The following is a 15,311-nucleotide window of genomic DNA, read 5'->3' on the forward strand; positions in this document are numbered from 1 at the left end:
CGATTATATATATAATAATATCATAAAATTCTGATATCTGTTATTACACATTGGTCCCCCGTAATCGCCAGATACACATCTTCTTTCCCTTTGGGAACATTTGTCGTACACCTGATATTTATTCCGAAGTTTTCGGTCTCCAACGTGATCTTGTTGCGTCTTCTCATAAATGACAAAGTGCATTCAAATCCCTTTTTATTCAGCTTCTTCCATTCATCCCATCCCTTAAATTCTTCTCCTTTGTGCACACTCAGTTCATTGTCCGCAAGGTTGTTTTCCGTAGCATCTTCACCGTCAAGACGGATACAGCAATGCTCCGTATATCCGCTTCCCTCCGGAAGTCTGTCATCTGATGAAAACAGGAGTATGTAAGCACAGTGCCATATAAGATTGGCAGTGGGAAGACTCATTGTTCTAAGCTTGATCCTCATTCCGTTGATAACCGGAATTGCTTTTGAATATGCCTTCCTATACCCCTCTATCTGCACATTGGGAATATCCCCCTCTATCTTGTCGGTATAGGTTATTTCCTGCACTATCCTCGGGATATACTTTTCATCGATCTGCTGCCCCGTATCATTAAATGAAGCATTCATGATATGGCAATGCTCTCCGGTGAATGCCAGATAACAGTACCTTATTGCATCCGGAAGCGCTACGGTCACATCAAAAATACGTTTTGATGTGGCAATCTTAAGCCGTACATGATCTCTGTATTTTGAAGCTTCGATCTCATAGTGCGTTACACCCTTTTTATCTTCAGCGAATCCTTCATCTGCCGGCAACTCCTGTACACGTATATCTCTGGCCTGCGTAGCGATCACATGACCGTCAAGCCATATCTCTGCATACTCTACATACTGAAGCAGTCTTATCTCTCTGTCATCGTTATGCACACAGGCATCATGTGAATCAAAAAGAATTATCGTAGGAATCGAAATATCTTCTTCAAATCCCACCTCTGCCTGGCTGTCCAGCTTTATCTCCATTTTACTTTCGGTAATCTGTATTCCCTCCGAAATATGCTCCTTGTACTCGTTAAAATACATTTCACCCGAAGTTACCAGATCTTCGCTGTTTCGTGATGCAAGATAGTTTTCTTTGTATCGCATCATATATTCCGTATCGTGGTCGATCATATCAACCATGATCTCACAGAATTTCGGATCAAGCTGAGTTCCTGCCTTTTTGATGATCTCTTCTCTGACTGTACTCTGAGGCATGATCTCTCTGTTACTTCTCTTGGATGTCATCGAATCATACTCATCAGCCACCGCAACTATTCTGGCATACACAGGAATATTCTCCCCTGACAGTCCTTCGGGATATCCCTTACCGTCATATCTTTCATGGTGATACTTAGCGCCGATATAAAGAGACGGAAACTCATCTATATTTGAAAGAAATTCCGCACCTATCTCGGAATGCTGCTTAAAAAACTTATCTTCTTCCGTAGTCAGCCCGGTATCCTTTTTTATTATCTCATCGGGTATTCCGATCTTTCCGACATCATGCATAAGCCCCGCAAAGTATGCCTCATCACATTCTTTTTCATCCATCCCCGCAAGTCTTGCTATTTCCCTTGAATACTCAGCAACTCTTAAGGAATGTCCTTTGGTATATTCAACTTTCGCATCGATAGCCGTCACAAGCGCCGTCGCGGTTTTTTCATATAAACGCCTAAGACTTTCATGTTCTCCTTTTAAGTTATCAATCTCAATCTTGTTGGCTCTTTCCACTCTCTCATTCATATCAAGCAGCGCAAAAATATACAATCCTACAACCATCGATACCGCAGCAATATCAACAAACGAGAAGCCTGCGATGTAATACTGTGCAAGTGATGCAAAAATACAAACAGCATCAAAAAGAAATACCGATAAAGCCAGCTTTCCTTTAATACTCTTTCTGTATATGAACAGAGTGACGATCTGCAATATCATGACCGCGTACGGGAAAATATAACTTACATAAAACAACGAAGACCTATGGTACAGGTTGTATTCATCAAAAGTATAATAAAGTCCCGTAAACTGTGATAGGATCACAAGAAAAAGCGCTATTGCACCTAAAACATAAGAAATCTTAAGAGTTATCGGTATCTTAGGTACATCGCCTTCATTTCTTAAAATATCATCCAGATAAAAGTTTATTGTAAGTAAAACGAACACTGTCATGAAAAAGACAAAGAAATTACCGACTCTGACCGCATAATAACTATGCGTATCAAGCAATCCTTTGTACAAATAGGAAATCCTGTCCGCTTCAAGCCATATCGCCGCGCCCACCTGCATCATCAAAAGAATAATCTTTCTGCGCCTTGACATGATCTTACTTATAAAGGTAAAAAGAGCTATGATGGCACATACGGATGCAAGCGCAAGCATAATATCAACTTGATATAGTTTAAGCGTATCCAACATTCTCGTTTTCCTTTCCCTACCGTTCTTTCGATGTCTTTACTCAATTCCCAATAGCTTTTCCATATCATCCCAGTTAAAGATCTTTAGATTCTTTCGCAGATCTTTCATCTTAGCGGCATCTTCTTTCGGGAGTCTATATTCATCAACCTGATCAAGCACCATCAAAACACCGTCATAATCCATCATTGGAACAAGCTCTTTTAATGCTTCATAAGCATCAGAAAGATCCTCTGCGGATATTTCAGCCTTATTGGCATCACCTGCTTCATCAGACATTTCTCTGAGCTTTTCAAGCTTATATTCATACTCTCTGTAGTCCTTCATCAGTTCATCGATGCCGTTACTGATATATTCAATATCATGCGCATTTCCCGCATCTTCCATCAGGCGGAATCTCTCGGAAAGATCAAGCGCTCCTATTATCCTTGAGGAACTCTTTAGCGCATGCACCTTTATGGTATACAGCTTGATATCGTTATCCTTATACGCTCCCTCAATAAGCGCAGCATTATCTTCAATCGTATCAAGGAACATATTCAGCGAATCGATAAATGCATCCGCTCCTCCGCAGTATTTGATTCCGTCATCCACGGATATCTCCGGAATATTTCTAAGCCACTCATATTCATTCGGAAGCTCATTTTCTACAGTCTCGGCGTCGGCATCCGTAGGCTTCATCATGATATTCTCAGGCAGATGCTTCATTATGGCATTTTCGACCTGAACCGTATCTATAGGTTTTGCAAGGAAACCGTTGAAGCCTTTTTCCAGATAGAACGATTCTCCAACCGTCTGATTGGCGGTAAGTGCATATACGGGAAGATCGGGATGATTTTTCCTTATATGCTCAAGAGTCTCGATTCCGTCCATTCCGGGCATCATATGATCAAGCAATACCACATCGAATTTTCCCGTCTTTAATTTTTCAAGACACTCTTTTCCACTCTCGGCTGTAGTTATAAACATCTTCGTTGGTTTCAAAAGACCTTTAATAACCGCAAGGTTCATCGCATTATCATCTACAACGAGGATATCCGCTTCGGGCGCAATAAACTTAGGCACGTAAACGCCCTTGCCCGCCGTGTCGTTATCTTCATGGAATGCTCCTATCTCATGGTCGTCTATAATCTTCTGAGACAGCGTTAAGATAAATTCACTTCCTTCACCATATTCACTCTCGCACCAGAGCTTGCCGTTCATAAGAAGCGCAAACTGCCTAGATATATCAAGTCCGAGTCCCGTTCCCTGGATGGAGCTGTTCTTTTCCTCGTCCAGACGTTCATAAGCATTAAAGAGCTTATCAAGATCTTCTTTCTTAACGCCTATTCCGGTGTCTTTTACGGATATCCTAAGTGCGCATGAAAGCTCACTTTTTTCCGTAACCCAGACCTTTAAAACAAATCCGCCTTCTTCCGTATATTTAACGGCATTGGTAAGCAGATTAAGTATTATCTGTTTGATCTTTCCCTCGTCTCCGTACAGTCTTACGGGAGTGGTAGGATCGACATCAACATCAAAACTCAGCTTTTTGGCTTCACTTCTTACCCTGATCATCTTGATAACGGATCTTAGCATCTCTACAACGTCGTATTCCTGCTCGACAAGATGCATCTTACCCGACTCGATCTTTGAAATATCCAAAAGGTCGTTTATAAGACTAAGAAGCGATTCCGTCGCTCCCTTTATGTCATGGGCATATCCAAGAACCGATTGATAATAACCCTCCGGTACACCTCGTCCGTCCTCTCTTATGATCATCTCATCCATTCCCAGGATAGTGTTAATGGGAGTTCTGATCTCATGGGACATATTGGCAAGAAACCTTGATTTTGCCATATTGGCCTTCTCGGCTTCTTCCTTACTTTCCTGTATCTGCAAGTACTGCTTTCTTATGACAGTTCCGTTCATAACACGCCATACGATAAAACCGACCAAAGAAACAAGAAGCGCGATCATAAGAATCCTGACTGTAATAAGTTCAAAGAACTGAGGCTCTTTTCTTATGTCAAAAGAGGTATCGTTAAAAACTGTCTTTCTGTCTCTTCCCAGGATCTGTATATGCAGAACATAGTTGCCGTATCCAAGCCCCGTATATTCCAGGTTGGACAGCCTGCTCTGCTCTATCGTCATACCTTCGTCATCCGTTCCTTCCAAAAATACCCTTACGGTCGGATTAGACATACTGTAATCAAGTACCGCAGGAATGATCTGGATTCGTCCGTTTCCGGCAGGGATTGAATACCCGCCGTTTTCATCCGGAAGTACCACTTCTCCGTCATATACAATCGAAGCTATCGCAACTTTAACAATAAGTTTTTCTTCCAGGAAGTTGTTGATATTAACCTTGGAAACTCCGGTCCTGCCGGCGATATAAAGATTTCCGTCATCCGAAAGAAAACTGTAGCTATGCGCAACGGGTATACTGGTAACTCCGTTTACCATGGTATATAGTCTGTAATCCGATATATTGTCATCAAACAATTCCTGTTTTTTTACAACATACAATCCCTGCGATGACATAAACCAGTAATTGTCGACGTTATCCGTAAAAACATCAAAAACGTTGTTATACGGGAATGATTTTACTTCGGTAATTTCTCCGTCTTTCATATACTCCACTGAATTGGAAGTTATTATCCAGTAAAGCCCATTTACTTTATCTTTTTTTAGTCTCATGATAACGTCGCTGGTAAGCTTTCCTTCCATTTTTCTCGCGCCGCTATCATCTATAACATATACGCCGTCTCCATCGGTTCCCGCAAAGATCTCACCGTTATCGCCCTCGGTAACGGTAAGTATAACGGTATTCATCATTCCGTCATCGCTTCCGACAGTTCTTTTTACCTGATAGTCTTTTATATAAACAAGCCCATCATTGGTACCAACGGCAACAGTTCCGTCCGTCATCTCATATGCACAGCGGATCTCGTTGGAAGGAAGCCCGTTTTCGATAGTGTAAGATTTTATCGAGGTATCTTTTTCATAACAAATAAGCCCTTTATTCCCTGAAAAAGTGGAAATCCAAAGCTTACCGTTTTTATCTTTCATAAAGTGACGTATTCTTATGTTTTTGAGATATTTTGTAAGATCGTTACTTACCGAATTATGCCCAAGTCCCGCTATATACAAGCCATCATCAGTTCCGACGTACAGTTCTCCGCCGTAGAAGCATGTGGCATTGACCACTTCATCAGGGATTCCGGAAAGCGCAGTGAAATTCAGGAAATTGTTTACTACTATTTTCATTACTCCCTGTCTGGAAGATACAAACCACATGTTTCCCTGATAGTCGGAGGTATGCATTTCAATAGCCGCATCCATAGGAAGATCTTCAATCACAATAAATCTTCCGACCTCGGTAAAATAACCGATTACCGAGCCCGAAGATGCCCATATTCTATTACAGTCATAGCTTAGCCAGTGAATATTACCGGCTTCTGTCGCATCATAGCAAATAAGACTTTCGACATTTTGACCAAGGCTACCGTAATAGATATGCCCGGTTTCCGTTCCGAAATACAGGATTCCCGGTTCGCGGGGATCCGCAAGAATAGTGGTTATAAGACCTGTCCCAAGCTCTTCGCTTTCATAGTATTGGCTCACCGTATCACGGGATAATTGAAAAACTGCACCGTTCTTGGTCTGGCCGTAAACATTTCCGACAGCATCCGAAGTAAGCTTTAATACTCTCTCCCCATTGATCCTGTCATCATCTATAGAATGAAGATTCATTTCTTTATCCACGTAGTCAACACCGGATGTTGTCGCAATATAGACGTTTCCGTGCATATCCTCTGCGAAACACCTGATTGATGAAGACGACAATCCTTCGTCCTTTGAATAATGGATAAAATCATTTTTATCAAGAACAACCACACCGTTGTCATTTGTTCCGACCCAGATACGATTTTTTCTGTCTTCAAATATATATCTTCCGTTTGTAAGTCCCATAGATGCGGGTAATCTTTCAAAAGATGAACCGTCATATCTTATGATTCCGGCATACCCGCCTATCCAGATGTAACCGTCGGAAGCTCCGAGAATACAGTTTGCTTCCGATGTTGGAATTCCGTTTGTCGCATCATAAACTTTGGCCATGTATCCGACATCGCCAAGCTGGCCGGTTGTCGCATATCCACCGCCGTTCAGAGATTCCTCTTCCTGCTCCTCGTCACCTTGTACATCTGCAAAAGCAGGTACCGATATATTTCCCAAGCAAAAGACAAAAAGAAGAATTGCAATATATATTTTTTTAATGTATTTGCCCGTCATTATCAGATACGACCTCCATTGTAACCGGTAATCATATCAGGAATATTTTCTCAGAATGTTCTTAACTTCGCTGAATGAATCAGCAAATGCCTCTACACACTTTGGATCAAATCTGGTTCCCGAACCGTCAAGGATTACATCCAACGCATCTTGGTAGTTCGACGCAGATTTATATACACGCAGTGACGTTACCGCATCAAATACATCTGCAATTGCCATGATACGCGCAGACAAAGGAATGACTTCTCCGTGAAGTCCCTCGGGATATCCTGTGCCGTCCCAGTGTTCATGATGGTAAGCTGCCATGTTCCTTGCCTCTTTGAGATAGTTTTCTCCCTTCATGGAGCTTATCGTATTGTCCAATATCTTTTTACCCTCAATTGTATGAGTCTTCATGATCTCAAATTCCTCATCGGTAAGCGCATCCGGTTTATTGAGGATTGATTCGGGTATCTTGATCTTGCCTATGTCATAAAGAGGCGTAGACATCTCAACATCCTTCATATATTTGAGAGTAAGTTTCTCAGGGTAATAGCCTTTCCTCTTTAGTCCTTCCAATATGATCCGCACATAAGCGGTCGTCTTCTGAATATGCGCTTTTGAGTCGATGTTCTGACTTTCCACGATATCCGCCATAGTGGCCACAAGTCCGGCCTGCATCTTTTCATTGGACTGTGCGAGTGTCAAAACATTTCGCATCTGTTCGGCTGTCGTATTGGCCATCTTGCAAATGGAATTATAGAGCCTCTCAAGCTCGTCATTGGTCCTTATATCAAGTCTTTCAAGCTTTCGAACACTCTCATCGAGTTCATCCTGATCTTCGATACTCTCCATAAACTCGTCAATGCGCATTTCGAGAGCACCTATCGGATAAACAAGATTGTGCGCCGCCATCATAAAACCGCACGAAAGAATTAGCGCGCAGAATCCCGAGAAGGTCAAAGTTATTTTGATCACATATTTTTTCAGGAACATGTTGTAATCTTTAAGCGAAACTTCCGCACCTACATAAAAGGCTTTATCTTCCGTTGCATGTATCTGTTCATAAGATGTGATCAGATAACCGTATTTTCCGATAGACTCGCGGGAACCGCTTTCCGGTCCGTCATAAAGAACATTCATTGAATCCATAAGGAAATTTGCATCATCTGTCTTTTCACCTAAAATGCCGCTCTTTTGGAAATCCTCGTCTGTATCAAAAATCATATATATGCTGTCATCTTTTATATCAAAAACATATAGACGTTCGATCAAAGGAATCGATTCTTTTAGAGACATTAGCATTTCGTTATACTGAAGATACTTAACATCTCTGTATTCGTTAACCTTGACATTCTTTTGGGCAAATGCCTCAAGATATCTTTGTTCTATCGAAGTCGCCACCAGTTTGGCGACATCAGCCGACATATTTCTTCCTCTTTCTTTTGCCTCATCAAAATTGACTCTGGAACTTACCACTCCGAGGATAACGGATGTAAAAATCGTAACAAGCATGAGGACAACCACAACTTTTACCATAATGGATGTGTTGCCCTTTTTGCTGTTCTGCACTATTTCTTTTCTCTCTTTGTTGGAAAGAGGTGTCTGTTTCCATCTGCTGTTCCACATTATCATCCTTAAATCCTGAGGAACCAGTCTATACAGACCATATGCAGCCAGAACGGAGATGCTCTTATCGATCACATTAAGCGTTATGACCAGAATTATCATTGCTATAACAAAGTTCTTTTCACTGGAACCGCCCATAAGCCTAGCGGTATCATTTATGTAATTGAGCTGGGGTTTTTCTAAAAGCAGCCACTGAAAGAGCGCACCGAGTACACCGCTCATAAATGCGGAATCCAGAATAAAGCAGAGTAATTTTTTAATAGTTATATTTTCTTTCCCGATATATACCGTAGCCCTGATGGCCACAAAAACTCCTATCATTGCGTAGCACATAGAATCGGGAATAAAAAAGCCATAGATAAGATATGTCAGGACCGCTACCACAATTGCAGGTAATTGTCCCCACACAAACGCCATAGAAATAGTTCCGATAGTATCAAGATATATCGGAAGATTAAAAAAAGCCGTGATTCTCAGGGCAATGATATTAACTGCCACGCATATCACTACCCAGCGAATAAACTCTATTTGAAGTTGTTTGCTCTTACTTAAATGTCCCTTCACTAAGATAAATCCCCTCATGGATATAAAGAGGCGGTAACGAAAACAACATTACCGCCTCCCAACTTCTTAATAAGTCAAGTCAAACACTATTCTTTTATTCTTCAGGTAATTCTTCGGAAATTTCTTCCGGAACTTCTTCCCAAACTTCTTCCGGAGCTTCGTCTGAAATCTTAAATACATCGATATCCTTCTGTACATCGTTTGCGATATCGGAAATCTGTGTAGCGATCGAAGAAACTTCTTCCATCATATTGCTTACAACAGATGTAGAAGCACTGGTCTCCTGAGTTGTTGCGGCATTGGTCTCTGCGATCGACGACAGCGATTCAACAACACCGACAACGGATTCACGGATATTATCAAGTCTCTCAACCGTTGATGAGATCTCATCGATACTTTCGAGGTTATTGATGATCTCACCCTCAACAGATCCGAATATCTCTTTGGTCTGCTGAACATATTCGTTCTGCCTGTCAATTATCTTCTTAACGTCATCCATAGCCTCGATCGATCTCTTGGAGTTATCAATAAGCTGCTGGATGATATCGTTGATCTCTTTCGTTGTATCCGCGGTCTGTGAAGCAAGTGAACCGATCTCACCTGCAACAACCGCAAATCCTCGTCCCGCATCTCCTGCTCTTGCAGCCTCAATAGAAGCATTCAGTGACAAAAGATTGGTCTGGGTTGCGATAGATGCAATAAGCTCGGAAGCCTTTGCAATCTGGTCTGCGGAATGGCTTGTCTCCGCCGTCTGCTCGTACATCGCATCAACAGCCTGCTTGGTCTTTTCGTTGACTTCGCCGAGTTCTCTGAGGATCTCTCCGGCTTTCTTGGAGGAATCCTGCATGGACTGAGAAGCCTCTTTAAGCTGCATTGTCTTTTCTTTGGTCTCCTCAACCATAACTCCGATTTCTTTTACGGAATCGGTAGCATTCTTGGTCTCGATAGACTGATTGGTTGCGCCCTGAGCAATATCATGAACCGCTACATCAACCTGACCGATAGATTCAAGTGTTGACTCCGAATTCTCACGAAGCTTGCCGGAACCGGACTGCAGATTTCCGGAAAGTGTACGAAGCGATCTGATCGTCGATTCAACCGCTCCCGAAAGGTTCTTGGTTGCGTTCGCGATAAGTCCGACCTCATCTTTACGTCCGTCGTACTTGGCAAGTGCGGACTGCTTGGTAATATCAAGTGTTCCGAGATCCTTGATAACGTGTGTAACGCCCTCGATATCCTTGGATATTGCTTTGGATACAAGGATGACTCCTACAAGTGAAAGGATGAACACGATAGCAGTCAAAATAAGAATCTTATTACTAAGAGCATTTATATCGCTCATGAAATCACTTTCGGGATCTTCTACTATGAAACAGAATCCGAAAGCGGGGATACTTCTGTATGACATAATCATCTTGCCGGTTCCCGCTCTGTTAAACATAAAGAATCCCTCGGGATTTTCCTGCATTTTTTCAATTGCAGCAAGATGATTTGGATCTTCGATCGCAACTCCGAGAAGCGCCGAATCGGGTGCAAATACATAAGCCGGAGGTGATCCGGTATTGGGGTCTCCACTACTTAACAGATACATCTGCGCCTCATCAAGTCCCTCGGCACTAAGTCCGACGATAATATCCTGAAGCTCTTCAACATAAACGCAGCCTCCGACAAAACCTATGGCCTTGCCGGCTGCATTATAAACATTTGAAAAAGCCATAGCAACGTTTGTATTGGTTGCCGGCGAAAGAACAATACCTGCGACAAACTGTCCGCCCAGAGTATCAATGATCTGAGTGAAGCCGGCCATCTCGGCATTGGCTATCTGTCCGACAAATGATTTATCGGTATGAGTGTAAACCTTGGTGGCATCATCGGCTACGTACATACTCTCTATGTCAGATCTGGTCGTGACAATACTCTCCAAAGTCTTCTGTGCAACCTGCTGTGCCTCCGCGTCGTCTACGTGCTCCATGAGGTAAACGACCTTAGGGTCTCTTGCATAGGTATTACAAAGCCTTTGCAATTCCGTCAGGTGCTTATCAATTATGATCGCACGGCTCTCGGTAAGCTCAGCCAGCCTTACCTCTGTCTGTTTTCTCATAATAGATCTTGTTGTTGTATTGATTATGCCGTAAATAGCTCCAAGTCCGATAAGAATAACAAGACCAATTACAAGACTCATCTTAACGTAAATCTTCAAATTGTTGATCTTCTTCATTACTCAGCCTCCTTGACGCACCAAAGAAAAACATGCCGGGAATAATTATCTGACAATTAAAAACGTTATATATACATCTTACCATTTTGTTCGTAAATTTATTCTAAATCTTATCGGCAAATCATTAACTTTTTATAAAATATTCACAGCTCGTACTTGGATTTTTTTCTTGTTATCTCATTCATGTAAGAAGCGGTGATGATACCTGTAGGAAGAGCAATGACTGCCATTCCCATAAGTGCTGATATCATGGTGATCATACGTCCTATCGGGGTCACGGGCGAGATATCACCGTAGCCGATAGTCGTGATAGAAATGGTAGCCCAATATAGGGCGTCAAAGAACGTGTTAAAAAGATCCGGCTCAAGCTGAAATACCAGCATGGCGGAAACAAAGATATAGATGACGATCAGGATAAGAACCGCAAAGAGCTGCTTCTTAACCTTTCTGAGCACATTGGCGATTATTATCATGGTCTTTGAATAACGTATCAGTTTAAATATCCTAAAGAACCTAAAGAGCTTTAAAAGACGTATGAACCCGGAAACAGGCACAAACAGTGCTATAACGGGTAGGATGGACAAAATATCCATGATTGCAAGAGGCGTAAGGATATAAGCAAAATAAGTCCTTACGCTCTTAAATCCCATCTTGTAATCAGCCGTGTAGACTCTTGCGCAGTAATCAGCAAAAAAGATAAGGCTCGTAAAAAGCTCGATGATGCGGGTGTACGTATTCTCCCCTTTCATAGTCATGGGAAGAAGACCTACAATGACGGCTGCAGTTATCATAACGTCATAGGCCCTACTGGATTTGTCACCCACACTTGAAACTTCAAGCACTTCATAAATTCGCTTTTTGATGTTATACATACTTATCCCTACCTTGTTCCGACAAACAGCGCCATAAAGCCAAGCACTGCAAGCGCAACGGTAATGATCCTGCAAAGCGCTATAAACACCTTGGCCTGTCTGATCTTGACATTCTCGTATACACCGTCATCCCCGATGAGATGGCTTGTTTCATTAACATCATTTCGCATACAAATTACCTCTATTTCAATGGTAGCACAGGAGTGTTACAGAAGCAATTTGATTAATTTATGAAAGATATCTGCTCGTATTTATCCGGCAGATCATTTAGATATCCAAAGCACTTGTACGGATCCGATATTATCCCGTGCTCAGCACAGAACTTATTGAATATGGTCAAAAGAGCTTTCTCATTCGGGCTCTGCAGTTCATACGCATTACCATATCGCTCTATATATTTCTTCTTCATCCCGGGGAAATACTTATCGAGCGCCGCATAGTAATATTCTCTGTCGCCTTCTCTTAAAGTAAGCCCCATTCCGAATATTATGATGCCCTTTACGCCCACGCGGGCACATTCATTAAGTATTGGAATCAAATTCTCTTCCGTGTCGTTTATAAAAGGCAGGATCGGTGTGAGCCACACTACAGTCGGTATGCCTCTCTTCTGCATCTCTTCAAGGACCTCTATGCGACGTTTGGTGTTGCAGACATTTGGCTCAATGATCTTGCAAAGCTCATCGTCATAGGTCGTCAGAGTCATCTGGACAACGCACTTAGCCTTCCTGTTTATCTCATCAAGAAGGTCTATATCACGAAGTATCCTATCTGATTTGGTCTGGATCGCAAGGCCGAACTCATATCTTGATATGATCTCAAGACACTTCCTTGTGAGCTCAAGCTGCTCTTCGCAGTGCATGTACGGATCAGACATCGCTCCCGTTCCTATCATGCACTTTTTTCGCTTGGATTTAAGCGCCTTTTCAAGGAGCTGTGGTGCATTCTGCTTAACTTCGATATCCTCGAAATCATGCGTGAATTGATAGCACGTGCTCCTTGAATCGCAATATATACAGCCGTGTGTGCATCCCCTGTAGATGTTCATCCCGTGAAGGCCGTTGTTTGAAGTCAGTATTCCTTTTGCATCCACAAAATGCATAGGTCACTCCTTGTTACAAATCTTATCTATACTGGTAGGAAGATGCATCATATGATGCGAAGTCATAGGTGTTAAGATCATTCCGCCGATAGTAAGCCTTCCCCAGAATACAAGGAGCCATACAGAGCGGAAATCGGTTGTCACACCACCCTCTTCAAGGATTCTCATAACCCACTCTTCGGGAACCATGTTCTTAATTTGCTCAAGAGTAAGTCCTGCCAAAATACGGCGCGTGTTCTTGCCGACGGTTATCATGTAGTTCTTAAGCTCCTCAGCGTTTATGTTCTTGGCCCACTCTGTTAATTCATCGGGCTCAAGAGCGTTACCCGTATCGGTTATTGATGAACCGATCTTCTTCTGCCACTCATCATTAAATATCTGCTGACCGTTCTCCATAAGTATATTACTTACAAGATCCTCTATCCTATAGGTATGCCAAAGCTGCCAGCACATGGGAACCGTCTTGCTTCCCGCATAGTGAAGATCCGCATCCCAGGTTTCTCTCTGAACGATCTCATTCTGATTGCCGGAAAGAACATAGTCCAGCACTATATCCGCAACCGTCTTCTCACTTCTACCCGAGACTAACGCCGGGTGCACCATCGCATGAAGCTCAAGCGTAAGATCTTTAATCTTATCCAGATCATCTCCCTCAAGCGCAGCCTTTAGTTCCTCGAATGTACAGTTGATTGCCTTGATCATCTCGTCTTTGTTCATTGTGTTTACCCCTTTTTTTAATATGATAATTAAAAGTAATATTATCCTTTTAGTCGCTTCACTCTCTCGTCTACATTTTTCATAAACTCTTCATCTGACATGCTTGGATCTCTGGTACCAAGTATCTCTTTTTGCTTTTTCTTCGTAAGACTTTTGAATACTATGTCGTATGCTTTATCCAATATATCTTTTAACAGATCATCAGGAACTGCTCCGTCTGCCTTCACGGAGTTCCAGTGCGTCTTGTTCATATAGTAACCGGGGATAATGTCCTCATACTGCTTGCGGAGGAAATCCCCCTCCATCGGCTCGAGCTTAAGCGTTATGTAATACGGCTTATTGTCATCATCCATGCACACGGCGGCGAACATCTTTCCGCCGATCTGATAGCGCATCCAATTCCAGTCCTTCTGATGGTCTCTGGTCACACCCGGCTTCTCCATAAGAAATTCATCTATCCATGGGTATTTCACTACTCATTCCTCCAAATAAAAGTTTTTACTATAAAAAGACTTTGCTCACTTATTTGCGCAAAACAAACTCAGTCATACATTTTCTTCATCGCGATGACGATGTCACGGATTCTCTTTCGTACCTCGACAGGCTCCAGCACTTCCGCCTTGTCCCCGAATGTCATTATCCAATCGGTAAAATAGTCCGCGTCGGTGTAATCTGCCGTAAATAACAGCTTCCCATCCTTGGTCTCCTCAAAGCAACCGGGGCCGAACTCTTCTACAAGTCTCCACTTCACATCGGGGGTAAAAAGAGCTTTCACCTTGATCTCCATAGGATAGATATTCTCGGTCTCAAGATCAGGTAACGGGGCGTTTCTGCAGACAAAAGACTTATCTGTTTGCTTCACTTTGTCCATACGGTTGAGTTTAAAAAGCCTGTAGTCTTTTCGTTTCCTGCAAAAACCGTAAACGTACCAGCTGCTCCACTTAAACACAACATAGTAAGGCTCGATCGTGCGCTTACTCTCACCTGAAGGCGCATAGTACTCAAAAGACAAAAGGTGCCTGTTTTCGATAGCGTCCTGAATCGTTGATATCTTCGGAGCAAGTGATGTCTTGTACCACGAAGAAAGATCGATAAGCATAGAATCTTTTCCGCTGATAAACTCGGAAGAACCGGTCTGAAGCTTCTCCATAAGCTGCCCGTAGTACTTGCTGCCGCTTACACTATCAAGACTCCTAAGCCCCGCAAGGATCATCTGCATATCTTTGGATGTAAGAATTGTCCTATCCATGCGATATCCGCTCATTATGCTGATTCCGCCGCCGGTGCCTTGCGTTGTTTGTATGGGTACCCCGGCCTTACACAGCGCTTCTATATCTCTGTTTATCGTTCTTCTTGAGACTTCGAAGTGCTCTGCAAGCTCCGGAGCAGTCGTCATCTCTTTTTGCAAAAGTATCGATAATATTCCGATCAGCCTGTCAATCTTCATATTTCCTACTCTCCGTAAACATCATAACTTAGATAACATGACAGCTATATGTCATGTTTATAAAATAATTTTACCCGCTTATCGGAAATAA

General features: G+C 42.5%; 10 protein-coding genes. All 10 read right to left on the reverse strand.

Annotation, left to right across the window (positions count from 1 at the left end; translation table 11 throughout):
* Positions 1-20 precede the first annotated feature (20 nt).
* Entirely contained in the window at positions 21-2,423 is a 2,403-nt protein-coding gene (locus tag D6856_RS01480; protein WP_120685440.1) for an HD-GYP domain-containing protein, read from the reverse strand.
* 36 nt (positions 2,424-2,459) lie between these two features.
* Complete coding sequence (locus tag D6856_RS01485; RefSeq protein ID WP_120685441.1) at positions 2,460-6,695, reverse strand: hybrid sensor histidine kinase/response regulator; 4,236 nt, start codon at positions 6,693-6,695, stop codon at positions 2,460-2,462.
* Positions 6,696-6,731: 36 nt separating this feature from the next.
* Positions 6,732-8,867 (reverse strand): HD domain-containing phosphohydrolase, encoded by a 2,136-nt coding sequence (locus tag D6856_RS01490; protein ID WP_120685442.1) that lies wholly within the window; start codon positions 8,865-8,867, stop codon positions 6,732-6,734.
* Positions 8,868-8,961: 94 nt separating this feature from the next.
* Positions 8,962-11,085: a methyl-accepting chemotaxis protein gene (locus D6856_RS01495; protein ID WP_120685443.1), complete on the reverse strand. Its 2,124-nt coding sequence runs from the start codon at positions 11,083-11,085 to the stop codon at positions 8,962-8,964.
* 143 nt (positions 11,086-11,228) lie between these two features.
* Positions 11,229-11,957, reverse strand: coding sequence for an ion transporter (locus D6856_RS01500; protein WP_120685444.1), 729 nt, complete (start codon positions 11,955-11,957; stop codon positions 11,229-11,231).
* Between the two features lie 8 nt (positions 11,958-11,965).
* Complete coding sequence (locus tag D6856_RS15120; RefSeq protein ID WP_158588697.1) at positions 11,966-12,127, reverse strand: hypothetical protein; 162 nt, start codon at positions 12,125-12,127, stop codon at positions 11,966-11,968.
* A 53-nt stretch (positions 12,128-12,180) separates the two neighbouring features.
* Complete coding sequence (locus tag D6856_RS01505; protein WP_120685445.1) at positions 12,181-13,056, reverse strand: SPL family radical SAM protein; 876 nt, start codon at positions 13,054-13,056, stop codon at positions 12,181-12,183.
* Between the two features lie 3 nt (positions 13,057-13,059).
* Positions 13,060-13,773: a DinB family protein gene (locus tag D6856_RS01510; RefSeq protein ID WP_120685446.1), complete on the reverse strand. Its 714-nt coding sequence runs from the start codon at positions 13,771-13,773 to the stop codon at positions 13,060-13,062.
* Between the two features lie 41 nt (positions 13,774-13,814).
* The gene (locus D6856_RS01515) at positions 13,815-14,246 is read right to left on the reverse strand and encodes an MmcQ/YjbR family DNA-binding protein (protein WP_120685447.1); all 432 of its coding nucleotides are present in this window, start codon (positions 14,244-14,246) and stop codon (positions 13,815-13,817) included.
* Positions 14,247-14,314: 68 nt separating this feature from the next.
* Positions 14,315-15,220: a helix-turn-helix transcriptional regulator gene (locus tag D6856_RS01520; RefSeq protein WP_120685448.1), complete on the reverse strand. Its 906-nt coding sequence runs from the start codon at positions 15,218-15,220 to the stop codon at positions 14,315-14,317.
* Positions 15,221-15,311: the final 91 nt, after the last annotated feature.

The organism is Butyrivibrio sp. XB500-5, assembly GCF_003625505.1.
Classification (GTDB): domain Bacteria; phylum Bacillota; class Clostridia; order Lachnospirales; family Lachnospiraceae; genus Butyrivibrio.

What these genes read in the sequence shown, in the direction of transcription:
- D6856_RS01480 (WP_120685440.1), bottom strand. Translation starts at nt 2,423, where the DNA reads ATGTTGGATACGCTTAAACTATATCAAGTTGATATTATGCTTGCGCTT.
- D6856_RS01485 (WP_120685441.1), bottom strand. Translation starts at nt 6,695, where the DNA reads ATGACGGGCAAATACATTAAAAAAATATATATTGCAATTCTTCTTTTT.
- D6856_RS01495 (WP_120685443.1), bottom strand. Translation starts at nt 11,085, where the DNA reads ATGAAGAAGATCAACAATTTGAAGATTTACGTTAAGATGAGTCTTGTA.
- D6856_RS01500 (WP_120685444.1), bottom strand. Translation starts at nt 11,957, where the DNA reads ATGTATAACATCAAAAAGCGAATTTATGAAGTGCTTGAAGTTTCAAGT.
- D6856_RS15120 (WP_158588697.1), bottom strand. Translation starts at nt 12,127, where the DNA reads ATGCGAAATGATGTTAATGAAACAAGCCATCTCATCGGGGATGACGGT.
- D6856_RS01505 (WP_120685445.1), bottom strand. Translation starts at nt 13,056, where the DNA reads ATGCATTTTGTGGATGCAAAAGGAATACTGACTTCAAACAACGGCCTT.
- D6856_RS01510 (WP_120685446.1), bottom strand. Translation starts at nt 13,773, where the DNA reads ATGAACAAAGACGAGATGATCAAGGCAATCAACTGTACATTCGAGGAA.
- D6856_RS01520 (WP_120685448.1), bottom strand. Translation starts at nt 15,220, where the DNA reads ATGAAGATTGACAGGCTGATCGGAATATTATCGATACTTTTGCAAAAA.